The 26,004-nt window shown below is 41.6% G+C and carries 23 protein-coding genes and 1 other annotated feature; of the genes, 4 read left to right on the forward strand and 19 right to left on the reverse strand.

What is annotated here, in order from left to right; all coding sequences use genetic code 11:
• Nucleotides 1–15: 15 nt before the first annotated feature.
• The 5 genes from QT711_RS04295 to QT711_RS04315 all read right to left on the reverse strand — a co-directional run bounded on the left by QT711_RS04295 (nucleotide 16) and on the right by QT711_RS04315 (nucleotide 5,820).
• Entirely contained in the window at nucleotides 16–450 is a 435-nt protein-coding gene (locus tag QT711_RS04295) for a PilW family protein (protein WP_317942275.1), read from the reverse strand.
• A gap of 16 nt (nucleotides 451–466) precedes the next feature.
• A complete protein-coding gene (locus QT711_RS04300; protein WP_317942276.1) occupies nucleotides 467–883 on the reverse strand; it encodes a PulJ/GspJ family protein in 417 nt (138 codons plus the stop codon).
• Between the two features lie 220 nt (nucleotides 884–1,103).
• Nucleotides 1,104–2,834, reverse strand: coding sequence for a sensor domain-containing diguanylate cyclase (locus QT711_RS04305; RefSeq protein ID WP_317942277.1), 1,731 nt, complete (start codon nucleotides 2,832–2,834; stop codon nucleotides 1,104–1,106).
• Nucleotides 2,835–2,854: 20 nt separating this feature from the next.
• Nucleotides 2,855–4,558: a sensor domain-containing diguanylate cyclase gene (locus tag QT711_RS04310; protein ID WP_317942278.1), complete on the reverse strand. Its 1,704-nt coding sequence runs from the start codon at nucleotides 4,556–4,558 to the stop codon at nucleotides 2,855–2,857.
• Nucleotides 4,559–4,602: 44 nt separating this feature from the next.
• The gene (locus tag QT711_RS04315) at nucleotides 4,603–5,820 is read right to left on the reverse strand and encodes a bifunctional folylpolyglutamate synthase/dihydrofolate synthase (RefSeq protein WP_317942279.1); all 1,218 of its coding nucleotides are present in this window, start codon (nucleotides 5,818–5,820) and stop codon (nucleotides 4,603–4,605) included.
• Between the two features lie 62 nt (nucleotides 5,821–5,882).
• Between QT711_RS04315 and QT711_RS04320 the strand changes: the two genes are divergently transcribed.
• From QT711_RS04320 to QT711_RS04330, 3 genes are read left to right on the forward strand one after another with little or no spacing between them, the layout of a single operon-like run.
• On the forward strand, nucleotides 5,883–6,749 hold the full coding sequence (locus QT711_RS04320; RefSeq protein ID WP_317942280.1) for an ATP-grasp domain-containing protein: 867 nt from the start codon (nucleotides 5,883–5,885) through the stop codon (nucleotides 6,747–6,749).
• Nucleotides 6,746–7,537, forward strand: a complete 792-nt coding sequence (locus QT711_RS04325; protein ID WP_317942281.1) for an ATP-grasp domain-containing protein — start codon at nucleotides 6,746–6,748, stop codon at nucleotides 7,535–7,537. Before QT711_RS04320 ends, QT711_RS04325 begins: the two co-directional genes overlap by 4 nt.
• A gap of 29 nt (nucleotides 7,538–7,566) precedes the next feature.
• Nucleotides 7,567–7,824: a hypothetical protein gene (locus QT711_RS04330; protein ID WP_317942282.1), complete on the forward strand. Its 258-nt coding sequence runs from the start codon at nucleotides 7,567–7,569 to the stop codon at nucleotides 7,822–7,824.
• A 239-nt stretch (nucleotides 7,825–8,063) separates the two neighbouring features.
• Here the strand turns inward: QT711_RS04330 and QT711_RS04335 are convergent, their stop codons facing one another.
• Nucleotides 8,064–10,709 carry a valine--tRNA ligase gene (locus QT711_RS04335; protein ID WP_317942283.1) on the reverse strand — a complete coding sequence of 882 codons (2,646 nt, stop codon included), beginning with the start codon at nucleotides 10,707–10,709 and terminating at the stop codon, nucleotides 8,064–8,066.
• 70 nt (nucleotides 10,710–10,779) lie between these two features.
• Nucleotides 10,780–10,999: a binding site (T-box leader), on the reverse strand.
• Nucleotides 11,000–11,024: 25 nt separating this feature from the next.
• Here QT711_RS04335 and QT711_RS04340 point away from each other — a divergent pair.
• The gene (locus QT711_RS04340) at nucleotides 11,025–11,258 is read left to right on the forward strand and encodes a hypothetical protein (RefSeq protein ID WP_398295630.1); all 234 of its coding nucleotides are present in this window, start codon (nucleotides 11,025–11,027) and stop codon (nucleotides 11,256–11,258) included.
• On the opposite strand, the gene QT711_RS04345 is transcribed toward QT711_RS04340, so the two are convergent.
• From QT711_RS04345 to QT711_RS04405, 13 genes are all read right to left on the reverse strand, one after another.
• Entirely contained in the window at nucleotides 11,226–11,864 is a 639-nt protein-coding gene (locus QT711_RS04345) for a hypothetical protein (protein WP_317942284.1), read from the reverse strand. The two genes, QT711_RS04340 and QT711_RS04345, sit on opposite strands and share 33 nt — an antisense overlap.
• Before the next feature lie 238 nt (nucleotides 11,865–12,102).
• On the reverse strand, nucleotides 12,103–13,395 hold the full coding sequence (gene hemL, locus QT711_RS04350; protein WP_317942285.1) for a glutamate-1-semialdehyde 2,1-aminomutase: 1,293 nt from the start codon (nucleotides 13,393–13,395) through the stop codon (nucleotides 12,103–12,105).
• The gene (gene hemB / locus QT711_RS04355) at nucleotides 13,396–14,376 is read right to left on the reverse strand and encodes a porphobilinogen synthase (RefSeq protein ID WP_317942286.1); all 981 of its coding nucleotides are present in this window, start codon (nucleotides 14,374–14,376) and stop codon (nucleotides 13,396–13,398) included. It lies immediately after the preceding gene.
• Nucleotides 14,373–15,137, reverse strand: coding sequence for a uroporphyrinogen-III synthase (locus QT711_RS04360; protein WP_317942287.1), 765 nt, complete (start codon nucleotides 15,135–15,137; stop codon nucleotides 14,373–14,375). Before QT711_RS04360 ends, hemB begins: the two co-directional genes overlap by 4 nt.
• On the reverse strand, nucleotides 15,130–16,059 hold the full coding sequence (hemC, locus tag QT711_RS04365; RefSeq protein WP_317942288.1) for a hydroxymethylbilane synthase: 930 nt from the start codon (nucleotides 16,057–16,059) through the stop codon (nucleotides 15,130–15,132). Before hemC ends, QT711_RS04360 begins: the two co-directional genes overlap by 8 nt.
• A 69-nt stretch (nucleotides 16,060–16,128) precedes the next feature.
• On the reverse strand, nucleotides 16,129–16,959 hold the full coding sequence (gene ccsA, locus QT711_RS04370; RefSeq protein WP_317942334.1) for a cytochrome c biogenesis protein CcsA: 831 nt from the start codon (nucleotides 16,957–16,959) through the stop codon (nucleotides 16,129–16,131).
• A 120-nt stretch (nucleotides 16,960–17,079) separates the two neighbouring features.
• Nucleotides 17,080–18,429: a glutamyl-tRNA reductase gene (hemA, locus tag QT711_RS04375; RefSeq protein WP_317942289.1), complete on the reverse strand. Its 1,350-nt coding sequence runs from the start codon at nucleotides 18,427–18,429 to the stop codon at nucleotides 17,080–17,082.
• A 207-nt stretch (nucleotides 18,430–18,636) separates the two neighbouring features.
• Nucleotides 18,637–19,218 (reverse strand): ribosome biogenesis GTP-binding protein YihA/YsxC, encoded by a 582-nt coding sequence (gene yihA, locus QT711_RS04380; protein WP_317942290.1) that lies wholly within the window; start codon nucleotides 19,216–19,218, stop codon nucleotides 18,637–18,639.
• Nucleotides 19,215–21,539, reverse strand: coding sequence for an endopeptidase La (gene lon / locus QT711_RS04385; RefSeq protein WP_317942291.1), 2,325 nt, complete (start codon nucleotides 21,537–21,539; stop codon nucleotides 19,215–19,217). The genes yihA and lon overlap by 4 nt, the downstream gene beginning before the upstream one ends.
• Before the next feature lie 129 nt (nucleotides 21,540–21,668).
• Nucleotides 21,669–22,934, reverse strand: coding sequence for an ATP-dependent protease ATP-binding subunit ClpX (gene clpX / locus QT711_RS04390; RefSeq protein WP_317942292.1), 1,266 nt, complete (start codon nucleotides 22,932–22,934; stop codon nucleotides 21,669–21,671).
• 145 nt (nucleotides 22,935–23,079) lie between these two features.
• Nucleotides 23,080–24,366 (reverse strand): trigger factor, encoded by a 1,287-nt coding sequence (gene tig, locus QT711_RS04395; protein ID WP_317942293.1) that lies wholly within the window; start codon nucleotides 24,364–24,366, stop codon nucleotides 23,080–23,082.
• Between the two features lie 113 nt (nucleotides 24,367–24,479).
• Nucleotides 24,480–25,469 carry a tetratricopeptide repeat protein gene (locus QT711_RS04400; protein ID WP_317942294.1) on the reverse strand — a complete coding sequence of 330 codons (990 nt, stop codon included), beginning with the start codon at nucleotides 25,467–25,469 and terminating at the stop codon, nucleotides 24,480–24,482.
• Nucleotides 25,470–25,635: 166 nt separating this feature from the next.
• Nucleotides 25,636–25,962 (reverse strand): four-helix bundle copper-binding protein, encoded by a 327-nt coding sequence (locus QT711_RS04405; protein ID WP_317942295.1) that lies wholly within the window; start codon nucleotides 25,960–25,962, stop codon nucleotides 25,636–25,638.
• Nucleotides 25,963–26,004: the final 42 nt, after the last annotated feature.

Consider the following 26,004-nt stretch of genomic DNA (forward strand, 5'->3'; position numbering starts at 1 on the left):
GTCGCTCCTCCTAACTTATTGGTCTTTATATCTAGCAAAGACTGTATCCACTGTGAGACTTCTTTGTTTGCCTTGCGCTTCATTCGTCAAGTCAAAAATCGTGATCGACAAATCTAAATTGACTTCTCTCGGTTGAATGTCTGAGATGCTTTGTGGTTCAAAGCCAAAGCCATTGCTAAACGTCTCTCCATAAAGGAGCTCCCCCTGACAGCTTGACATTTCTACACGTGTCTCTTCTATTTGCAGTTCATAACAATCGTTTTTACGGTGTACTTGTTGAATTTTTGTAATGAGGTAGTTAACTTCCTGTTGCATCCGAATCTTTTTGGACTCCATCACGTTATATTTCATACTCGTCAAAATGGTCGTCCAAATGAGCATGATGACTAAAGACGTTAGAACAAGCGTAACGAGGACTTCAATGAGCGTCATGCCTTGTTGTTTAGCCATCATCGCCCCCCCTTTTTTACTCATCTGCAATTTCAATGTAGCCAAATGTTTCACTTTTTACTTTCCCATCCTTTTGAATGGCAATATAGACCTGATGGAGATTTACTTGTCCAGTTAACCCATCCGAAGCTACATCACGGGACTTTGTAATTCGGTAAGTGGTAGATAAACCATTTCCACTTGGAACGACTTTGGTCCAAGTCCCCTCTTGCTCCACATACTTACTTCCATTATTAAAATCGCTATATGTATGACTGGATTGTTTAAAATCGTCTAACAGAATTCGAGCTTCATTCATCGTTTTCAATTTTGTTTCGGTTTTATTATTAAAGATCGTCATTTGTGGAAAAATGGTCATAAAACCGACGAAGACAATGCCTAACAACACGAGAGCTGCCAACACTTCTACAAGTGTCATTCCTTGTGAATTCATTACATTCCTTCTACTTTTCACAGGAATCCGCCCTTTCTGTAAATCTATTACTTACAGCATACAAAACTTGGTTGAACTTAGCAACTACACAACGAAATTAGTTATTTATTCATAGAATGAACGACACAAGACGGATGAAATTGTATAAGCTTTCATTCAAAAAAAACAGTGTAAAACCATTACAATCCGTAATTGGTCTTACACTGTTTATCGACACACTTTATGTTGCTGCATTGATTTTCGGGTTTTCCTCATACACGCCTACTTTATTTCTTCCTGCTTGTTTACCACCAATATAAAGAGCGCGATCTGCGTTCCGTAAAAGATCTTTGCCGTCCGCAGCATCTTCAGGAAGGGAAGCAACTCCGATACTGCAAGTCATTTGGACAATTGTCGGCTCCCGATCTGGCGATAAGTCCGGAAGTATGGTAAACGTCGTCTCTTCTACTTCTTTTCGTATTGTTTCCGCTAAAGCAATTGCTGCTTCCTTTGACCAATCTGGCAAGATGAAGACAAATTCTTCACCACCATAACGCGCCAATGTCACTCCGTCACGAGTATAATTCTGCAAAATGGTAGCAAAAGCAACTAATAAGTCGTTTCCACTTTGGTGACCATATGAATCATTAATTCCTTTGAATCGATCAATGTCTAAAATAATTGTCGACAGAGTTCCGATTTCTCCTGTATGGTATCGTACGAGTTCTTCGTCCATCTTTTCATCTAAATAACGGAAATTATATAAACCCGTTAACCCGCATTTCACACTTTTCTCTACTGTCCGCTCGTAATAACGTGCTTTTTCAACGGCTACAGCTAAATAACCTGTTAACAAATCCACAATTTTAGTAGGAACATCGTTAAAAGCATATTCCCGTGTCGACGTTACGAGAAGATAGGCTTCCGTTTTTCCATATCGAACAATGGGTGCAGTCATGGCACTTTCAACAGCAATTGGGAATGTAAATCCTCGTAGTGTTTGTAAATCTTTGCGTGTAGAATATTTCTTCGTGCGTCCGCTACTCAAACCATCCTGCTCTGTCTTCTTTGGAGGGACCAAAACCTTTTGAGGGCCTTCCACGTAGTCCACACACTCAGTCGAAGTGAGAAGGACCAACTGCTCACCGATACGACGGTCAATAATGTACGCACTTTCATAAGGGATGACCGTTTTTATTTTTCCGAGGAACGATTGAAGCACTTCATCCACACGTAACTGTTCTGCAAGTTCATGTCCAATCATGGCCGCAGATGATAATACTTCGTTTTGCTGGTTCGACCTCAAATAACTTCTTGTAACAAGGAGTACAAGGATGAAAGGGATACCAACTAATAACATCGATTTGTTTCCAAACTGCTGAAACAAATAACAACTAATGATCGCAAAGGGCAACAGAAGAATAGACGTTACATAATCCCAGATGATAATTTTGCCCATTTTCCCTGTCTCTTGTTTGAAGATCCGAAAGAAAGCGGTGAGCAATAAACTATTGAACCATGAATAGACCGAAGCATAGATGAACCCGGCGATCATGAATGTACTAAACGACATATACTCCAAGGAACCGCCAACTGCATAGTAAACAAGACTACTGAGTAACGAAGTGACTGCAAAGTTAATAGAGTTAAATGTAAATCGTAATAGTTTAGGGGTTGAAGATTTCAATGTAAAAATCAGCATGATCATTCCAACTTGCATGAAAACCATTTCCGCAATAATTCCATACTGAAAAAACACAGTAAAGACGACCCACCGTTCCAGCGTCATGGATACATGTTGCCAAGCAATCGGCAAATTCATAATTGCAAGAAGAACGAATGCAAGCATCAGTAAGTTCGAATAGTCAATTTCATTGGCCGGATAAAACTGATAGGCCACGTAAAACGCCGTCGGCACAATACAAAGCCACATGACATGTATGATTCGTCTTTGTGTAGTTGTCATCTTCATTCACGAGACCCCCCGACCAATTATTTACTATACGCCGCAACCCTGTCCCTGCCCGATTGTTTTGCACCAATATATAATGCTCGATCTGCATTTCGAAACAACGAAATGGCATCGTCTGTGTCGGTTGGCGCATTTGAAACACCAATACTTGTTGTAATGAATAACTCAATCGTCTGCTTGTTCTCCGCTAGGTCCTGGATTATCGTAAACGGATGACCCTTTATGCGGTGACGTATCGCATGAGCAAATTCCAATGCATCCTGCTTTGAATAATTCGGTAAAATGAAAACGAATTCTTCTCCTCCGTATCGCCCTACGGTACCATTTGGAGGAATTTCCTCTTCTAGAATGCTCGCGAGTTGACAAAGTATATCATTCCCACTTTGATGGCCGTATGTATCGTTGACCCCTTTGAACCGATCAATATCCAACATGACAAGTGACAATTGGTCGAGTTCCCCCGTATGGATACGCTGCATTTCTATACGCAATTGTTCTTCCAAGTAGCGGTAGTTATAAAGATTTGTTAAAGCACACCGCTCACTTTTTACTTTTGCCTCTTGTACATAACCCGATTTTTCATGAGCTACAATATAATACGATCCTAATAACTCTAATACTTTTAGTTGGTAATCTTTAAATGCATTTCGACGATTAGAACCTAGTGATAACACGCCTATCGTTAGACCGTTATGTGATAGCGGAATACATAGCATACTCTCTAATTCCATCGGTACAAATTCTGTGGCGAAATTTTGCCATTCCTTTCTTTTGGAATAAATGACCGGCTCATTCGTTTCGAGAACTTTCCCGACCACACCCTCACCTACTGGAATCGAACCATAATGCAACTCGACAAATCGATCTTTTGCAAATGCAATCTCCAATTCCAACCATCCTTCATAATACTTAAAAAACAACACACTATCCGCATTGAACAACTTGCACGTTTGTTGAACGAATTGCTCTGTTACACGTTTTCTATCCGTTAACAACGATAGTTCTGTACCGATACTTCCGGCATTCTCAAGTAACCCGTTCACTTTTTCCGATTGACTATACATCCGTATCATACCAATTGTACAAAAAAACGGTAAACCCATTAATAAAAATGTGCCAATCCCGACAATTTGCAACATGAAGTACAAGGATAGAGCTAAAGGTAGGATAAGCACGGTTGTAGCATATTCATCACCAATCTCTTTAGCGGAGAAAGGCAATTTCATTTTTCGCAACCTCATATACAGTTGTATAAACCCTAAGTTTGTTGTTGTGTATGTCAAACGATAAACAATTACACTCAGCAACATTGGCCAAAATTCAAGCGAACCGATTTGTCCACCAACAAGATGAAAAGCAGCCGCACTAGCAAGCGATAACATGAACATCATTGTTGAGTTTACAAAGAAACGTTGAATCGTTTGCTGTCGATTTTTTGTAGAAATTATTGCGCCCAGTATGGATAGTTGCATAACAATAACTTCGATTACAAGTCCATATAATAAAAACGAAGGGAGCGTAATCCACATTAACAATGTAACCGTATTGCCATTTTTCTTAATCGGAAACAGAACAGTCAACAAACCAAACAAGACAAACAACGTGACATACAATGGTGAAACCGTTTTAGGCATTTGTGTCGCCAAAAGAAATGTGATTCCAGGTGGCACGATTAGCAACCACACGATGAAATGAAAAAGTGTAACCTTCGTCTCCTTAGACAACTACCAAACACCCCTCACCTTTAAGAATCATTCTACGAAGTAAATTAGTATTTATAGTCCAAAAGACTTGTAAGTAAATAGAGAGAACCTACTACTATCTTCTTTCTTGAACCTTCCCTTACTAGTATTATAGTATTATCGTCAGCGTTTGTCACCTTTTTTCTATTATATTGACAATTCTCCAATAATTCCTCTGCACTTGCAGCTTGTGGATGCTGGAATGTAACAAACGTAAAGCTTGCTGCGACCGGTATAAGTTCATCTAACGTCGCTTTTATATCTTTCGTTTTTAGCATCCCCACAACAAAATCCACTTTTTCACCTGGAAATTGACGTTCGATTGTTTCGGTCAATCTTTTTGCAGCGGCTGGATTATGGGCCCCATCAACAAACACGCCCGGTTTGATTTCTTGAAAACGAAAAGGTAGAGACGTTTCTGCAATGCCTTTTGCGACTTGTTTTTCATGCAATGAGATACCCGCTTTCCCTAATGCTTCAATTGCAAGTGAAGCATTAATTGCTTGATGCGGACCTTTCATCTCTCTTTTTGGAATAAAGACCCGTAGACACCCATGGAAGTGCTTGTCTTCATCCATATAGAAATCTTCTCCGTATACAACAACCTCACTCTTCGTTTCTAAAGCTTTCAATCGGATGATTTGCTCCGCCTCTTCGGGCACCTCTCCTACTACAACGGGAATGCCTTCTTTAATAATGCCTGCCTTCTGTGTAGTAATTGCTTCAATCGTTGTGCCTAAAAAAGCTTCGTGATCTTTCGCGATGGACGTGATGACCGACACAAGTGGAGTAACGACATTCGTACTGTCAAGCAACCCTCCCATCCCGCATTCGAGAAGGATATAATCAGGTCGCAACCGTTCAAACGTAACGAATGCAGCTACAGTCAACAACTCAAAGTCTGTCAGCATCCCACTAATACCTGCTCTTCTAATCTTCTCAAAGGTGCAGTCCATTTCTTCTGTTGCAATTGGACGACCCGCAATACGAATTTGATCATGTACATCCTGTATCGCCGGTGATGAAAACACGCCTGTCGTATAACCATGCTCACTTAAAATCGACTCCATGAACGCGACAGTAGACCCTTTTCCATTCGTGCCTGCGACGTGAATGAACTGTAAATCTCTTTGAGGATTCCCTACTTTCTGCAACGCTTCTTGAATACTTGCTAAGCCAGGTTTAATTTCATTTGCACATTGTATGTTAAATCGTTCTTTATACTCATTAAGTTTAGGAATCAATTGTCTCGCTCCTTATGATAGAATCAGCTTAGGTAAAGTATAGCATGTGCGGAGGAATTGATATGAAAAGTTGTTGGATTATTTATAATGGTAGTTTGACGAGCGATAAATTTCGCGATCAAGCGGAACTGATGAAAGAAGCTGCTGAGCGCGCAGGTGTGCAAGCATTTATAAAAAAGAACTATGAAGTCCTAATGAATCTGCATGAAGAGTTGGCCTCCCCCCCTCATTTTGTAGTTTTTTTAGATAAGGATATTTTATTAGCAACCTACTTAAAAAATGCTGGAATTGCGGTGTTTAATGACCCTGTTGTCATTGAAACATGTGACAATAAAGCGAAACAATACATTCAATTGGCAACGCATAACATCCCAATGCCTGAAACAATTATTGCCCCAAAAGTGTATCCGAATTTTACAATTGAAGGTTCAGGTTATTACGAAAAAGTCCTTGAAACATTAGGCTTACCGTTAATCATTAAGGAAGGTCACGGTTCTTTCGGGATGAAAGTGTATTTAATTGAAACAGAAAAAGATTTCTTTGAAAAAGTGGATGCATTGCGCGGTGTTGATTATGTGTTTCAGCAATTCATCGCAACGAGTAGAGGAAGAGATATTCGTGTCAATATTGTTGGTGGCGAAGTTGTTGCGGCTATGCATCGTTCATCTCAAACAGATTTTCGTGCAAACATTACAAATGGCGGGGTCGCAACAGTCATCGAATTGACAAAGGAACAACAGACAATAGCCATTCGGGCAGCAGAAGCAGTCGGTGCTGAATTTGCAGGCGTGGATTTATTGTTTGGAGAGAATGAACAGCCACTCGTTTGTGAAGTGAATGCAGCTGCTCATATTCGCAACATCTACACCGTTACAGGCATTAACGTCGCGGACCGGATGATTGCCTACATCCTTAGGAAGCTTTCATGAAAGGGTATCTCTACTACTCTTCCATTGAAGCAAAACGCAATTACGCCTTCATTGAAGATTTACAACAACACGCCAAGTCTGCAGGAATTTCATTACAATTAATTGTAGATGATGAACAACCTAGTGAAGGAGCAGATTTTGTTCTTTTCCGCGATCGCACACCTGCTTTAGCCTACAAATGGGAGTCAATGGGCCATCGGGTTATTAATCGCTCGCAAGTGAATGAAATTGCGAATGACAAGTTAAAGACGTATGAATTCGTTTCGTTGCTTGGCATACGTAGTGTACCGACAAAAAAATTACGGACAATTGACGAAATTGATTCGTACCCGGTTGTCCTAAAATCGGTCGATGGCTATGGCGGAAATAACGTTTACCTTTGTCACTCGCGACAAGAAGCATTAGATGTCTCTACACAAAACCCTCAGTTACAATTCATTTATCAACCATTCATTGAAACGAATGCGCAAGACGTACGTGTTTTCATGCTTGGTGATGAAGTGCTTGGTGCGGTAAAACGCACAGGCGTGCAATCTTTTAAATCAAATTTTACGTTAGGCGGAACTGTAGAAAAATATTGTTTGTCGTACGATCAAGTGACAGAAGTACAACAGATTGCTCGTGCATTAAAAAGCGATTATATTGGAATCGATTTTTTGCTACGTCCCGATGGCAGTTGGCTCTTAAATGAAATTGAAGACCCCGTCGGCGCACGTTCTCTGTATGTAACGCATGATTTTTCAGTTGCTGAGAAATTAATTGCATACATCATGAATACGTTGAAGTAATTGATGATTATTTAGAAAAGGATGATACAATGAGCCCCATGGTTACTGTGTTTGTAACACTTCTCATCGGCGTACCACTTTTCGTTTTTGCAACAATCTTTTTCTTCCGGACAATGAAAAAGTCCAACTCGCCAGTAGGCGCAATGTTGTTTGGACTGCATCTTTCAATCGTCGGTGGCATTCTCGTGTTAGACCCTAGAATTGAGCAGATTGTTTTGCCCTATGGACTCCTCTTTTTAGGCGTAATTCTTTCATTCCTTGCATTTCGGAAATTGGACAGTGTGTAATACTAGTTCGTCTTATCTATCGCATGAAGCTAACGGGAAATTAGTTTCATGCGATTTTTGATTGGCAAATTAATAAGTGGGCATGGGACAGACTGCTTTATCCGAGAGACTGCCAACGTTGTTCGGCACGAGACACACGGATGCATGCGGAACAAGCCTATAAACTTACGACTCACTCTCTCGCGAATCAAAAAAATCGAAGTTGAGCAAATGCACTCAACTTCGACTTCTCATTCCATTTAAATCTCTTGCAGTTCCTCGATACGGCGTTCGACGGCTGCTTTCTTTTCTAGATAATCTTTCTCTTTCGCACGTTCTTCTTCAACGACAGCTTCAGGCGCTTTTGAGACGAACCGTTCATTCGATAACTTGCCTTGGACACGTTTCACTTCGCCTTCCCACTTCGCGAGTTCTTTCTTCAAACGTTCGATTTCTTCATCGATATTGAGAAGACCTTCGAGTGGAAGGAATAGTTCAGCGCCAGTGATAACAGCTGACATTGATTTACCTGGTGCCGAGATGCCGACGCCAATTTCAAGTGTTTCTGGATTACAGAAGCGCTCGATGTAATTACGGTTCGCTTCCAAAACAGCTACTGCTACTTCGTCTTTCGCCGCAATATAAAGTGGAACTTTCTTGCTCATCGGTGTATTCACTTCAGCACGGATGTTTCGTACCGCATGAATGAGATCGACGAGTAACTTCATATTTGACGCTTTCGCAGTGTCCGTCAACGCTGGATCAGCTATCGGCCATGCCGCAACTGTGATGGACTCGCCTTCATGAGGCAAGTTTTGCCAAATCTCTTCTGTAATGAACGGCATGAGTGGGTGTAGCAAACGCATTGTGTTGTCTAAAACATATGCGAGTACCGAACGAGTCGTTTTCTTCGCCGCTTCGTCTTCACCGTATAATGGCAATTTCGCCATTTCAATGTACCAGTCACAGAAATCATCCCAGATGAAGTTGTACAATGCACGGCCCACTTCCCCAAATTCATAACGCTCTGCAAGTTTTGTTACTTGTTCGATCGTTTCATTGAGTCGTGTAAGGATCCAAGCATCCGCGACGGATTTCTCACCTGTCAAATCGATTTCGTCAAAGGTCATGCCATCCATATTCATTAACGCAAAACGGGATGCGTTCCAAATTTTATTGGCGAAGTTCCAAATTGCTTCAACCTTCTCTGTTGAATAACGAAGATCTTGACCTGGAGAAGAGCCTGTTGCCAGGAAATAACGCAAAGCATCTGCACCGTATTGATCAATCACATCCATCGGATCGACACCATTACCAAGTGATTTAGACATTTTGCGACCATCTTCAGCACGCACTAAACCGTGGATTAACACATCTTTAAACGGACGTTCATTCGTAAACTCCAGTCCTTGGAAGATCATTCTAGAAACCCAGAAGAAGATAATATCATATCCTGTTACAAGGGCAGCGTTCGGATAATAACGTTGGAATTCTTCGTTGTTTACATCCGGCCAACCCATCGTTGAAAACGGCCACAACGCAGAGGAGAACCAAGTATCAAGTACGTCTTCCTCCTGATGCCAATTTTCGATGTCAGCTGGTGCGTCATGCCCTACATATACTTCACCTGTCTCTTTATGGTACCAAGCAGGAATTCGATGGCCCCACCACAATTGACGCGAGATACACCAATCGTGGATATTTTCCATCCAATTCAAATACGTCTTTTCAAAACGCTCTGGAACAAAGTTGACTTTCCCTTCGCTCTGTTGGAGTTTAATCGCTTCTTCTGCAAGAGGCGCCATGCGTACAAACCATTGTGTCGACAAATACGGTTCGACGACTGCCCCACTTCTTTCCGAGTGTCCAACAGAATGCATATGGTCTTCGATTTTGAATAACACACCCATCTCTTGCAAGTCCTTAACGATTGCTTTTCGGCACTCAAAACGGTCCATTCCGTTATATTTGCCAGCAAGCTCATTCATAGAGCCGTCTTCATTCATGACAAGTACACGAGGAAGGTCATGACGGTTTCCAATTTCAAAGTCGTTCGGGTCGTGAGCAGGTGTGATCTTTACAGCGCCACTTCCAAATTCCATATCGACATAATCGTCCGCAACGATTGGAATCTCTCTTCCGACAATCGGCAATTTCACCCTCTTGCCAATTAAATGCTTATACCTTTCGTCCTCTGGGTGTACCGCTACTGCCGTGTCCCCTAACATCGTTTCTGGTCGTGTCGTAGCAATTTCAATACTACCTGTTCCATCAGCGAGTGGGTAGCGCATATGATAGAATGCACCCTGCACGTCTTTGTGAATCACTTCGATGTCAGATAGCGCCGTCTTTGTCGCTGGATCCCAGTTAATAATGTATTCGCCACGGTAAATATAATCTTTCTCATACAGCTTTACGAACACTTCTCGTACTGCTTTAGAAAGACCTTCATCTAGCGTGAAACGCTCTCTTGAGTAGTCAAGTGCAAGGCCTAATTTTGCCCATTGTGCTCGGATATGCCCTGCATATTCTTCTTTCCATTTCCATGTCTCTTCAAGGAATTTTTCACGTCCCAAATCATAACGTGTAATTCCATCGGCACGGAGTTTCTCTTCCACTTTCGCTTGTGTCGCAATGCCCGCATGGTCCATACCTGGTAACCATAACGCGTCATAGCCTTGCATACGCTTCATACGGATCAAAATATCTTGAAGCGTCGTATCCCAAGCATGCCCTAAATGTAGTTTACCCGTTACGTTCGGTGGTGGAATGACAATTGTGTACGGCTCTTTTCCGCTCTTTGGTTGCGCTTCAAAATAACTGCCTTGAAGCCACCATTCATAGCGACCTGCTTCAATTGATTGCGGTTCATATTTTGTTGGCATCGAAATGTTTTCTGTTGACATGTAAACTCCTCCTTGTGACTTGTCTGATACGCTTTTGCATAAAAACGGCAACAAAAAAACTCCACTCGTCGAAAAGGACGAAGGAGTTATCCGTGGTACCACCTTTATTCGTGCAAATAGCGATCATTTGCACCTCAATAACAAGTAACGGCTTCAAACCGGCTCCCGCTACGTAATTTCACGGAAACTGCTCCTGGGTGACTTTCTTCAACCCATTCATAGGCCCTCTCAGCGACCAGACCCTCTCTGAAATGAATGATGTTGCGTACTATCCCAATCAACGCATCATTATCTAGTTACGCTTATTGTAGCTGAATGGAGGAGCTTGCGTCAAGTCCAATTAGAAAGGATGAAATGATGAGACGAGGTTACAACCCGTATTTACTACCGCCATGGTTACGAAAAACAAGATTTTATTGCAAAGGGATCATTATCCCAATTGCCATTTTTCAATTGATCCGCCTTTTAATCGTACCGACGACAGGTGATTTTTTATTATTATGCATACTCGCAGGATTAGCTTTCCTGCTGTACAAAGACATCATTTGAACGAAAAGTGGTTGACGTCCATTCATCAGGCAATGTGGCGATGTATGACAGTACGTCATCTTTTGTCGTTAGCGAACTGCTGTCATACACTGCCACTTCCCGACTCGCTTGGTGCTTTTGGTCAAAGGCTTCTGTTTGAGTTGCTTCTGCTGAATGCTGCGCTGTCGCCTTGTCCTCCACCGCCTCTTCTTCAATTTCCGCTTCAGCGACCGCATCATCGTACGAGCATGTAACACACCAAGAAACTTTAAATGCACCGTTTTCATCGGTTGCAGTTTGGACATCCGTCGCCTCCACCTTTAAAGGCTGCGTCACTTCAGGTGGTAAATCCACGTATAATGGCACAGCATACTCAAAATACCCTGTTTGACCGTCCAATTCCACATCATCTACATAGACGGTTTCTTCCGGTAAGACGTCCTGTCGTTGACCTTCAGCAAAATCGACATTTGCAGCAATATGATAGATCCCTGTCAATCGCACAGCATCGTCCGTTCGATTTTCAGTAAATCCTGCTTTCACTTTGACTGTCCCATTTTCTGAAGGGACGCCAACTTCAGATGGGAAATAAAATATTTCTTCCATGTTCCATTGTAATGTTTTCATTCTCCGATTCCCTCCCCAGTATCGTTCCTTTGCCATTATATGCGAAGTAACTGAAAGTAGAAGTTGCGCGGAAAAGAATGACACGTTTAACTTTAAATTTAACTAAGAAATCTATATGGTTCATCTTGCAGCAACACAAAAACCGTGTGAAACCAAGTTTTCATGTCTTGGATTCTCACACGGTTTTATTTAGTCTCAAGTATCAAACGCAACACTCAAATGCGTGCTCTAGCTTATCTTACTTCGCTAATTGTGCAAACACTTTATGGAAAGCTTGAACCGTCTTTTCAATATGCTCTTCTGTATGTGCAGTTGACAAGAACATGCCTTCAAATTGGGATGGCGGTAGGAATATGCCTTCTTCCGCCATCAAACGGAAGTATTCTGCGAACAGTTCCAAGTCCGATGTTCTTGCCTGGTCATAATTGTAAACTTTTTCGTTCGTGAAAAAGAAGCCAATCATAGACCCAGCACGATTTACAGTGTGCGGAATATTGTATTTCGTCGCTGCTTCACGGAAACCTGCTTCCAATTGATCGCCAAGCTTTTTAAAATGATCGTAGGAGGCAGGCGTCAATTTTTTCAATGTCGCGATACCCGCTGTCATAGCGAGTGGATTTCCTGAAAGTGTTCCTGCTTGATAAACCGTTCCTGCTGGCGCGATGTTTTCCATAATTTCGCGTTTACCACCATATGCGCCGACTGGTAGGCCTCCACCGATAACTTTACCAAGGCAAGTAAGGTCAGGTGTTAGGCCAAAATATCCTTGTGCGCAATTGTAATCTACACGGAAGCCGGTCATTACTTCATCAAAAATGAGTAGCGTGCCATTTGCTTCTGTCATTTCACGCAATGCTTCAAGGAAACCAGGTTCTGGTGGAACAACACCCATGTTCCCTGCAACCGGTTCGACAATAACACCTGCAAGGTCATCACCAAATTGTTCAAACACTTGCTTGACACCGTCTAAGTCGTTGTATGCGACCGTAATTGTATTGTTTGCTACTCCTTCAGGAACCCCTGGACTATCTGGAAGACCGAGTGTTGCAACACCGGAACCCGCTTTAATAAGCAATGAATCGCCGTGCCCATGGTAGCATCCTTCAAACTTCAAGATTTTGTTTCTTCCTGTGTACCCTCTAGCAAGACGTAATGCACTCATCGTCGCTTCTGTTCCCGATGATACCATACGAACAACTTCGATGGATGGAACTCGATCGATAACGATTTGTGCCAATTCATTTTCCAATAGCGTCGGTGCACCGAAGCTCGTACCCGTTTCAGCAACCTTTTTAATAGCCTCAACGACATCCTCATCGGTATGACCTAAAATAAGCGGACCCCATGATAACACATAATCGATATATTCATTCCCATCGATATCGGTAATGATTGGTCCTTTTCCGCTTTCCATGAAAATCGGGTCCATATTGACCGATTTAAAAGCACGAACTGGAGAATTCACCCCTCCAGGCATTAGCTGAACCGCTTCAGCAAAAGCTTGTTTGGATTGTTCATAGTTTCTACCCATTCAGTTTCCCTCCAACCAACGCGCTGCGTCTTTAGCATGGTATGTCATAATGAGATCTGCACCTGCACGTTTCATACTCGTCAACGTTTCCAGCACAATTTCTTTTTCGTTAATCCAACCGTTTTGTGCAGCTGCTTTCACCATGGAGTATTCTCCACTGACGTTATAAGCGACTACAGGCAACAACACATTGTTTTTCACATCACGCATAATATCCAAGTACGATAATGCAGGTTTGACGATTAAGAAATCTGCACCTTCTACAACATCTGATTCCGCTTCTCGAAGCGCTTCCATACGATTTGCAGGATCCATTTGATACGTTTTCCGGTCACCGAATTGCGGAGCAGAGTCAGCCGCATCACGGAAAGGACCGTAGTATGCAGAAGCATACTTTACTGCATAGGACATAATTGGAATATGTTCAAAGCCTGCAGCGTCCAATCCTTGTCGGATCGCAATGACAAATCCGTCCATCATATTGGATGGTGCAATAATATCGGCACCCGCTTCAGCCTGACTAATTGCCGTCTTTACTAATAAGTCTAACGATGGGTCATTCAATACTTTGTCGCCATGGACAACACCACAATGACCATGATCGGTATATTCACATAAGCAAGTATCTGCAATGACGACAAGGTCAGGATACGCTTCTTTAATGAGACGTGTTGCCTGTTGCACAATTCCTTCAGCGGCGTAGGCACCTGTTCCAACTGCATCCTTCTCTGCCGGGATACCGAAAAGAATGACGGAAGGAATGCCTAATGCATGTACTTCTTTTATTTCCTCTAGTAGTCGGTCAAGTGATAATTGATAAATACCGGGCATTGAATTGATTTCGTTTTTAACATTTTCCCCTTCAATTACAAATAGAGGGTAAATGAAGTCTTCTTTACGTAAGTGTGTTTCTCTTACCATCGAACGTAATGTAGAAGAATTACGAAGACGTCGATTGCGTCGAAATTGTAGCTGTGTCATTGAATTACTTCCTTTCGCCTCGCCAAAGCGTTGACGAGTTCCTTTAACGTATAGGTCTCTGGTTTCACGTGAACGGTCGCTCCTGCAGCAAGCAACGCTTTTTCTGTTACATGCCCTATTGCGCCTATCGTGAACCCTTCCCAACCGATTATCGGTGCAGCGCCTTGCTCGTAAACATGCACGGCAGATGGGCTAGCAAATAAAATTGTACAGTTCTTCTCCGTTTTTAACAATTCCACAATGGAAATGATAGAAGCGGGCTTTGCACCTGTTTCATAAACTGTCCATTCCTCCACTTGAAACGGCAGTTCCTCACGTAGAATACTTCCTGCGAGAGAGCCTCTAAGAAACAGTACTTTTAAGAGGTTTGTTCCTTCTGGTTTAAACTGCTGGACAAACACATCCGCACTGAAAGTTGTAGGGATAAAAGAAACAGTAAACCCGATCTTCTCTAAAGCAGAAGCAGTCTGGCTACCTACCGCAGCAATTTTACATGGAATTTGTGCAGGTTTTATAGCATGACGAAGCATTTTTTCATGAAACACCTGAACCGCATTTTGGCTTGTGAAAATAAGCCAATCATAGTGTGCGGCTTCCAACAGTCGCTCATTATCTGTTGTTTGTTCGATTTCGTTCACCTGGATGAGTGGTAAAGAATGAGGATTGCCTCCATATTCCTTCACAAGTTCTAGCGCATCTGGTGATTTTAGTGTCCCGGTAAATATGACCGTTTCACCTTGCAAAGGGTACCGTTTAGGCATCCATTTCAGCCTTCACTTTCTGGATGACTTCAGCAGCACCTTCCCCACGCAAAGTAGATGCAACAGATTTTCCTAACGCAATCGGATCTTTTCCACTGACTGTTTTTTTATAGACTTGTTTCGCATCAGGAGAAGCGATAAAACCTGTAAAAGTTATTTCCTCTCCAACAGTGTGTGCAAACCCTGCAATTGGGACTTGGCAAGATCCATCCATTTCGGATAAGAACGTTCGCTCAGCATCAACTTCATTCCACGTTTTGTCATCTGACATTTTTTTCAATTCCGTTAGCAACTCTGTATCTTCTGTGCGACATTCAATCGCTAAAGCTCCTTGTCCAACTGCAGGTATACAGTCTTCAATCGACATATACTCTGTCACGACATCGTCACTCCAGCCCATACGCTTCAAACCAGCTGCAGCCAATAAAATCGCGTCATACTCGCCATCTTGCATTTTCTTAAGACGCGTATCAATATTGCCGCGGATCCATTTAATGTCCAAGTCAGGTCGTAGCAAGAGTAATTGTGAGCTACGACGTAAACTGGATGTACCGACAACTGCTCCGACCGGCAAGTCCATGAACTTAACATGCCCTCTTGCGATATAAGCATCCCGTGCATCAACACGTGGCGGTATACAACCAATCGTTAATCCTTCCGGAAGAACGGCTGGCATATCTTTCATACTGTGGACTGCAAAATCGATCTCTTTGTTAAACAATGCTTGTTCAATTTCTTTTACGAACAAGCCTTTACCACCGACTTTGGATAGCATAACATCCAAGATTTGGTCACCTTTTGTGACGATTTCCTTCACCTCAAATTCAAAAGGAGCTCCTGCGGCCTTCATCTGATCGATGAACCAATTTGTTTGTGTCAATGCAAGCTTACTTCTTCGTGAACCTACGATGATTTTTCTCAATTGTATCTTCCTTCCGGTGGTAAGTTTATTAATTGCTCATAAAAACGAGTAAGTGTTTCTGTTTGCGTCTTACATCCAAAAATGGAATTGGGACAACTTGCTCCCTAAGAAAAAGTTGACGATAACAAATAGAAAAGCGAAGACGTTCGCCCAAGCAAAATCATTTGCTGTCAGTTTACCTCTTCGTTGTAAGAACAATACTAAACTATAAATGAAAATGATAAAAAATGAGCCAATAATTTTAATATCTGTAAGTGACCAATCATCCAGTGCAACAAATGCCCACTGTGTCCCTAAGATCAAACTAACAAATAAGATTGGTATTCCTACATAAATGGAGGCTTTCATACCTGTCAAAGAAGTTTGAAGTGCAGGTAAGCGTCCAAACTGCTTAGACCATTTTTTCTGTTTCAACAACTTATAAACTAACAAGTAGAGAATTGAGAAAACAAAAGACATGGAAAAAGCTGCATAAGAAAAGATTGCAAAAGTTATATGAATAATTAATAATTCAGATATAAGTGAATCGCCAATTGGCGACTGCTCAAGCTGTAAAGGTGCAAATGTATAGATCGTCATAAATACAAAGCCTATTCCATTCAAAAAGAAAACGGCAAAACCGACTTTCGAAACAAGTTGAAGAACCATTGATAAGCTGATCAGTAGCCATGCATAAAAATAAATCCCTTCGTAAAGGGAAAGGATTGGTAAACGTTGGGTCTCAACAAGTCGCCATAGCAGGTAGCCGCTTTGCATCATATATACGATCGATAAAATGAAAAAACCACTGCGGTGAGCCAATCTGTTTTTATTCAAGTAGTCAACAAAATAAAAAACAAGGCTCACCGCATAAAGAATGACGATCACTTCATGAAATCTCGCCATCGTTAATTCAGCCATGATGCACTCTCTGCCTTTCACATGAAGATCGTATTTCATCCCTCATGTTTTTAAAATAGATGGAAATGCAACAAGTTCTTCGCATCATCATTGTGTTCGCTTCCACTAACAGGTAAAGATTTATGCAATTGGATTTGCTTGTACGCTTACATTTTTTGTCGTTTTAACGTGTTCCTCTGCTTGTCGTACGTTTTGAAAAACCGGCTCATTTTCCAAACCAAATATCTGTTTAAACAACGCCAACTTTTCTGTTGCCTGTCCATCCATTGCCAGTTCTTTCGCTTGAAGAATCGGTTCTTTTAAGAGCTGGTTGACAATTGACTTCGTATGTTTATTCAATACCTTCTTCTCACGCTCTGACAAATTAGGCATTTTATTTAGTATACTATCCATCGTTTCAGATTGGATTGCATTCGCTTTTTCCCGTAAGGCTGTAATAAGTGGTACAACACCTAAAGTTGTAATCCATTCTTTAAATACTACGATTTCCTCTTCAATCATGAGGCCAATTTCTTCCGCAGCCCGTTTACGCTCTGCTAAATTCGCTTCAACAATCCCTTGTAAATCGTCAATGTCATACAGGAAGACATTTGGCAACTCTCCAATACGCGGGTCCAGATCTCGAGGAACTGCTATGTCAACCATAAAGAATGGTTTCCCTTTACGAAGTTTCTCCACCATTTGCATCAGTTCAAAGTCAATGACGTAGTCTGTAGCACCTGTAGAACTAATCAATATATCCGCTTCAAGTAATGAGCATTGTAACTCTTGCATCGATTTGGCAACACCACCAAATTGTTCAGCCATTTCTTCAGCTTTAGAAAGTGTTCGGTTTATGACCGTGACCTTTCCTGCACCACTACCATGCAGATTTTTAATAGCAAGCTCGCCCATTTTCCCTGCACCTAAAATGGCGATATGTTTCTGTTGTAATGAACCAAAAATTTTCTTTCCAAGTTCAACAGCTGCATAGGAAACGGATACTGCATTATCTCCAATTGCCGTTTCGGAATGCGCGCGTTTAGCCACCGTAATCGCTCTTTTAAATAGTTCATTAAAAACTGTTCCAGTCGTTCCAATTTCTTGTGCTTTCAAGAAACTGTCACGGACTTGTCCTAAAATCTGTGTCTCACCAAGAACCATCGAATCAATTCCAGCAGCTACTCTCATCAAATGTTCGATTGCTGCATCATTTTCATAAATAAGCAAATGAGGGGAAAGATCTTCAAGCTCCATGTTAAACCAATCGGCTAAAAACCGCTTTACGTAGTAACGTCCCGTATGGACTTGATCCGCTACTGCATAAATTTCCGTCCGATTACACGTAGAAATGATGATGTTTTCCAATATGCTTTTCTCTTTTTGCAAAGTTTGCATTGCCCGCGGCAAGTCAGTCTCAACAAAAGATAACTTTTCTCTTATTTCTACTGGAGCCGTCCGGTGATTGACACCGACTACGATTGTATACATTGGGTGTTCACACCTCTCCCGTTCTTTTAAACATATCGATTATACCATATAACGATGTCGAATTCTGTAGTTTTTGTGAACAACTCTTGAACCATCAATGGTTGAATGGCAATATTTATAATGATTATCAATTAGTGTGACCTGATTGGCAGAAAAAAATCCGGACCACAAATGCTAATCCGGATTTTCTGTTATGAAACGTTATCTTTACATCCGACTTTCAATTTCGCTCCAAGCTTGTTCCATACCAATCCCTTTTTCAGATGAGAACAAAACAATCGGATCTCCAGCTCTTACATGTAATGTATCGCGGACAATCTTTTTGTGCTTTTCCCATTTTCCTTTTGGAATTTTATCAGCTTTCGTTGCAATAATGATGGTAGGGATATTGTAATGCCCTAAAAAATCATACATGACGCAATCATCAGCGCTTGGGGGATGACGAAGGTCGACGATTTGAATAACTGCACGTAGTTGTTCTCGTCCCGTCAAATACCGCTCAATCATTTTGCCCCATGCTTCTCGCTCGGATTTTGACACTTTTGCATAGCCATATCCAGGTACATCTACAAAAAACAATTTTTCTTCGATTTTATAAAAGTTCAGCGTTTGTGTCTTTCCTGGTTTGGAAGATGTCCTCGCTAAACTTTTTCGACCGATCATCTTATTGATGAAAGACGATTTTCCAACATTGGAGCGTCCCGCTAATGCAAATTCCGGGAATCCATCATCTGGATATTGCTCAGGTTTTACGGCACTCATAATCATTTCTACTTGATTGACTTTCATTCGGAAGCCTCCTCTAATGCAATTGCTAATACTTCTTCAGCATCCGAAACAAGCTTGAATGACAGCTCACTACGTACACTTTCCGGTATATCTTCAATATCACGCTCATTCGCCATCGGTAAAATAATGGTTGTTAAACCTGCTCGATGGGCACTGAGCGATTTTTCCTTCACACCACCAATTTGTAAAACTCGTCCTCTTAGCGTAATCTCGCCTGTCATGCCGACTTCACGTCGAACAGGCTTGTTCGTTAACGAAGAGACAAGCGCAGTTGCAATTGTCACACCTGCAGATGGACCATCTTTTGGTACTGCCCCTTGTGGAACATGGATATGAATATCCTTCGTTTCATAAAATTCCGGATCGATGTTAAACTGCTCTGCTTTCGATCGGACATACGAAAGCGCTGTTTGGGCAGATTCCTTCATGACGTCCCCTAATTTCCCAGTCAAGATGAGTTTACCTTTCCCGGGCGATAATGAAACTTCAATTTGTAAAGTATCTCCGCCTACGGATGTATACGCTAAACCGGTCGCAACACCAATCTGATTTTTCAGTTCCGCTTGACCATAATCGTGCTTTCTCTTACCAAGTAGTGACTCCAAAGTGTTGGCACTTACGGTCACACTTTTCTTTTCGCCTGTCACGATTTTTTTAGCTGCCCTACGACATACGCGCGCCACTTCACGTTCAAGTCCACGGACGCCTGCTTCACGTGTATAGTAGCGGACGATATGCATAATCGCTTCATCATTAAAACGAACTTGTGATTTCGTTAAACCGTGTTCCTTCAATTGTTTAGGAATCAAATGATTTTTTGCTATTGCCCGCTTTTCAACCTCTGTATAACCTGGAATTGAAATGACTTCCATTCGATCTCTCAATGGACCCGGGATGGCATTGACATCATTGGATGTTGCAATGAATAAAACACCTGACAAATCATATGGTTCCTCAATATAATGATCACTGAACGAATGGTTCTGTTCAGGATCTAACACTTCTAACATCGCTGCAGAAGGATCTCCTCTAAAATCATTTGACATTTTATCAATTTCATCTAACAAGAAAACAGGATTAATCTTTCCTGCCTTTTTCATCCCTTGAATGATTCGACCAGGCATGGCCCCAACGTATGTCCGTCGATGACCCCGAATTTCAGACTCATCTCGAACGCCACCAAGGGAAATACGCACAAAATCCCTGCCTAACGATTCTGCAATGGAACGGGCAAGTGAAGTTTTACCAACACCTGGTGGTCCGTCCAGACATAGGATTGGTCCTCTTAGTGAATTTGTTATTTGACGGACAGCTAAGTATTCTAAAATACGTTCTTTAACAGATTCAAGCCCTTCATGATCACGATCTAGAATCTCTTCAGATCGATTAATGTCAAGTTGGTCTGCAGACGCATCTGTCCAAGGCAGTGCCACAAGCCAGTCAAGATAATTACGAATTACACCGCTTTCGGCTGAAGCCGAATGCGCTTTTTCATAACGCTGCAATTCACGATAGGCTACAACTTTTACATGTTCAGGCATCCCTGAAGCTTCAATTTTCTCTGTTATCTCAACAATTTCAATGTTTTTTCCATCTTTATCACCAAGCTCTTTTTGAATGGCTTTCATTTGTTCACGTAAGTAAAACTCTTTCTGAGTCCGTTCCATCGCCAACTTTACGCGATTGTTTATTTTGTTTTCCAATTCTAATATCGCTTGCTCATCATGGAGTTTGTGTACGAGAAATTCCAATCGTTTTTTGACATTACTCATTTCAAGAATTTCTTGCTTAGCTGCCAACTTTAACGGTAGATGGGAAGCAACTGTGTCTGCGAATCTTCCTGGTTCTTCGATCGATGCAATCGAATCGTACGTCTCTTGGGAGATTTTCGATGAGTTTTTGGCGTACTTCTTGAAATACGGGAGCAATGTACGCTTTAGCGCTATCATTTCTGCATCGTTCTCTTCCTTTGCGGGAATAACCTTCACATCGACGACAGGATATAGATCTGCTTCTTCATAATTGCTCCATTCCGCTCGTTCCAAGCCTTCAAGTTGGATTCGGTATGTACCGTTCGGTAGTTCATTCAACGATTTTACATGGGCCAACAAACCAATTGTGTACAGATCATCCGCTTCAGGTATTTCGACACTCGTATCTTTTTGAGAAGCGAGCATGATGATATTGCCATTTGCAATGGCGTGTTCGACTGCAAACACTGAGCGTTCGCGCCCCACATCAATATGTAAAACCATCTTCGGAAACATTAACATTCCGCGCAATGGTAACAGTGGAACATTTGCTTTTGTTTCAATATCCATGCAGTAGTCACCTCCGAAAGTTCCTATCTTATGTATGTCCAATATTCGCAATTCATATAAGGTGGAAAAAGCCGACAACCGATGAGCGAATGAATCGCCTCGCCGGAGTCGGCTTTGTCCCTCCTGTTATCATGCCGTGTTCTTTTCTGGATCCAAATCAAATTCAGATCCATCTTCCCGATAAAGAATCGGGCTGGACTTTTTTAGAACAGCGTCTTTCGTAATGATGCATTCTGTTACTTCCTCCAAAGAAGGAAGTTCATACATAATATCTAACATGATATTCTCAATGATAGAACGCAATCCACGAGCACCTGTTTTTCGAACAATCGCCTCTTTAGCGATTTCAAGAAGCGCATCTTCTTCAAAACGTAACGCAACGCCATCGAGTTCAACCATCTTTTGGTACTGCTTGACAATTGCATTTTTTGGAACCGTTAAAATTTGATACAGCGTATCTTCATTTAATTGCTCCAAAGTAGCGATAACCGGTAGACGACCGATAAATTCCGGAATCAATCCAAAGCGTTGTAAGTCTTCAGGAATCAGTTTAGAAAGTAAGGAAGCTTCTTCATCAGCTTTCTCAATATCCGTTCCGAATCCAATCACTTTTTGACCCGTACGACGCTTAATGATTTCTTCCATCCCGTCAAATGCTCCACCTACGATAAATAGAATATTTGTCGTATCGATTTGCAGGAATTCCTGATGTGGATGCTTTCTTCCTCCTTGTGGCGGTACACTTGCTACCGTTCCTTCAAGGATTTTCAAAAGCGCTTGCTGTACGCCTTCACCAGAAACGTCACGTGTAATCGAAGCATTTTCGGATTTACGAGCAACTTTATCGATTTCATCAATATAGATAATTCCTTTTTCAGCTCGTTCAATATCGAAATCTGCAGCTTGGATAAGCTTCAACAAAATATTTTCCACGTCTTCACCGACATAGCCGGCTTCAGTTAGGGAAGTTGCATCTGCAATCGCAAATGGAACGTCCAAAATACGTGCCAACGTTTGAGCTAATAATGTTTTCCCGCTTCCAGTAGGTCCTATTAAGACAATGTTTGACTTTGCAATTTCCACATCATCTACTTTACTGTTCGTATTAATCCGTTTGTAGTGGTTATATACCGCCACAGCCAATGATTTCTTAGCTCTATCTTGACCGATAATATATTCATCAAGAATACTTTGTATTTCACGTGGTTTCGGTACGTCTTTAAGCTCAAAGTGCTCTTCAAGGCCTACTTCTTCCTCAACGATTTCAGCACAGAGCTCGACACACTCATCACAAATATAAACACCTTGACCAGCAACAAGTTTCCTTACTTGGTCTTGGGTTTTACCACAAAATGAACAACTCAAGTTGTCTTTTTCATCGTTAAATTTGAACATCAAGCTCACCCCTATCAAGTGACAATCTTACAAGATTCCCCCGTTTTTATCAACTAATTAGAACTTATCCTCTTTTCCCACAGGTTCAATTCGTCCTATGAAAAACAAGGTACGGGAAAGCCGCACCTTGTATGATTGTGTCTACTTATTCAGTGATTTTTGCGTTGTCAACGAGGAATTCCACTGTTTTATTCAAACGCAAGTCGTTTTCAAGAACTTTCGTTCCACCTAGTGTTTGTTTAATTTGGTCAACTTCCATTCCAAATTGCTTAGACATCTTTTCAAGTTCTGCGTTCACTTCTTCTTCAGTTACTTGAAGATCTTCAGCTTTGCCAATTGCTTCTAGTGTCAATGATACACGCACACGGTTAAGTGCATCGTCTTTCATTTGGCTACGAAGAGCTGCTTCGTCTTGACCAGAGAATTGGAAGTATAGGTCAAGGTTCATACCTTGCATTTGCAAACGTTGACCGAACTCTTGCATCATGCGATCCACTTCAGAATCTACCATTACTTCAGGTACTTCGAATTCTGCGTTCGCTGCAGCTTTTTCGACAAGCTCGTCACGCAATGCAGCATCAGCAGCATTTTTCTTTTCTTCAGCAGTCTTTTCTTTTAACTTTGTGCGAAGTGCTTCAAGGCTTTCGACTTCTTCGTCAATTTCTTGAGCTAGTTCGTCGTTTAGTTCAGGAATTTCTTTTGTTTTGATTTCATTGATTTTCACTTTGAATACAGCTGGTTTACCTGCTAATTCAGCAGCATGGTATTCTTCAGGGAATGAAAGCTCTACGTCTTTCTCTTCGCCGACTTTAAGGCCGATTAATTGCTCTTCAAAACCTGGAATGAATGAACCAGATCCGATTTGCAAGTCGTATCCTTCAGATTTCCCGCCTTCAAACGCTTCATCATCAACGAACCCTTCAAAGTCGATGTTTGCAGTGTCGCCGTCTTCAATTGCTCCATCTTCTTTTACAACCATCTCTGCAAGTGCTTGTTGACGATCTTTCAATTGCTCCTCAATCTCTTCATCCGTCACAGCCGTTTCTTGGCGAGTAACTTCAAGACCTTTGTAGTCTCCAAGTGAAACTTCCGGCTTTAATGTAACAATCGCTCTGAATACAAGCGCTTTGCCTTGTTCCATTTCGTCGATTTCAATTTCAGGTTGAGCAATCGGCTCTACACCTGACTCGTCTAGTGCATTGCCATAAGCTTCCGGTAGGATGATATCAAGTGCGTCATTATAAAGAGCTTCCACTCCGTACATTCTATCAAACATTTTACGAGGCATTTTCCCTTTACGGAATCCAGGTGCTTGAACTTTCTTTACAACTTTTTTAAACGCTTCATCGATCGCAGCGTTCACTTTTTCTGCTGGCACCTCAACTGTGAGTGTACCTTTATTACCTTCTTGTTTTTCCCAATTAACTGACATTAGTAAATACCTCCGAATCATTTATGACAAGTATAATATCGCATGTTAATACGCCATTTACAACCACTATAGTATATCATAGTCTTTCGATCTTTCAACAGATTTACTGCTACTTATTGTTCAGTTTGTTCATCAATTGATTGGATCAAGTTCATTAGTTCCGAATCAATCCACTTTTCCCCAGTAAACAAACCATCTATGTAATGAATATAGCCTTGCGCAACTTCTTCCGCAGAAAAGCCTTCCCAACTGAATGGGTATGCAATGATGCCATAACGCAAGCTCGCTTCAATCGCCATTTGCATCCTCGATGGATCTTTTTCGTTAAGGTCGCTTATCCGATCAATTACTTCCCGTGTTTTTTCATCTTGGTTTGGCAAATGTAATTCAGTGGGTACGACCGCTTTTTCAAATCCGAATTTCTTCACAGTCAATGTTTTATCGCAAGCAGCGTCACGTAAAAGAACGAGCGCATATGTAACAACTAGAGGATGAATCTCTTCATGTTCGGCAATCTCAGCGAGTAATTTTAAACTTTCCGCCTCAACCTGGCGATTCTCCATTGACGCTACTATTTGTTGTTGCACTTCAGGTGTGTTCGCTAAAAACTCTTCAATTGTCAGTGCTTCTTGTAGTTCTATCATTGGTTCTTCAGAGATAGCGTAGCGGCTCGCTAATCGATTATTTAAATCACGTAAATAGTTGAACTTTTGTATCATGTCTGGTGGTACAATATTTTCCTCGAGAAGTGTAGCGATGGTCATTTCCACTTCTTCATAATCTTGCAATTGAATACTGATTGCTAAATACAATTCCATCGCATCTAAATACTCTGCTGCTCCACTATGTAATAATTTCGTAGCGATTTCTTTCGCTTTTTCAAAGTTTCTCGTTTCATATAAAGAAACAGCATACGGTGCCAACAAACGCATATTGTCCGGGTCAAAATGATAAACTTGGTCAAAGGATTCAACCGCAAGTTCGTAGTCCACATCCTCAACGGCATCCAGTCCTTTTTCAATCAGCCCATCCAATGCGCCTGGAAATACAACGATATTATCTTTTTTCAGCAATTTCCCATACTTATTTCGCACGACATTCACCTTCTTTCATCCTCTCCACTATACCACATAGCATTTTCCAACTGGAATCGATTTATGCATCAGCTTTCGATGAATATTACGTTACAACAGGACTTTCATTCCTTCCATTTGACAAGAAAAAAGAAGGAAGTGGATTACCCCTTCTTCCTTCTATCGAAAGTTGCTGTTAAGCGACAGCTTTTTTACACGCCTCTGCGCATTTACGGCAAGCTTCTGCACACTGTTTACAATGTTCATGGTCATGTTTGTCACATTCTTCTTCACATGTTTCACAAATTTTCGCACACAACTCCATAATTTCTTTTACAAACGGACTATTACGTGTAATTGCTTGTGCCGTATACGCACATATATCTGCACATTCACGGTCTAGACGAATGCAGTCCGCCATCATCTTCACGTTTTCTTCACCTAGGCAAGCATCGTAACATCTGTTGCACGCTTCCAAGCATTCCAAACAGGCTTGGAGACATTCTTCATAGTTCACGTTCATTTGCTCAGCTCCTTTTATGAAGTTCGTTACTCTCTTCCCCAC

It is taken from the genome of Sporosarcina saromensis, from assembly GCF_033253735.1.
Lineage (GTDB): Bacteria > Bacillota > Bacilli > Bacillales_A > Planococcaceae > Sporosarcina > Sporosarcina saromensis.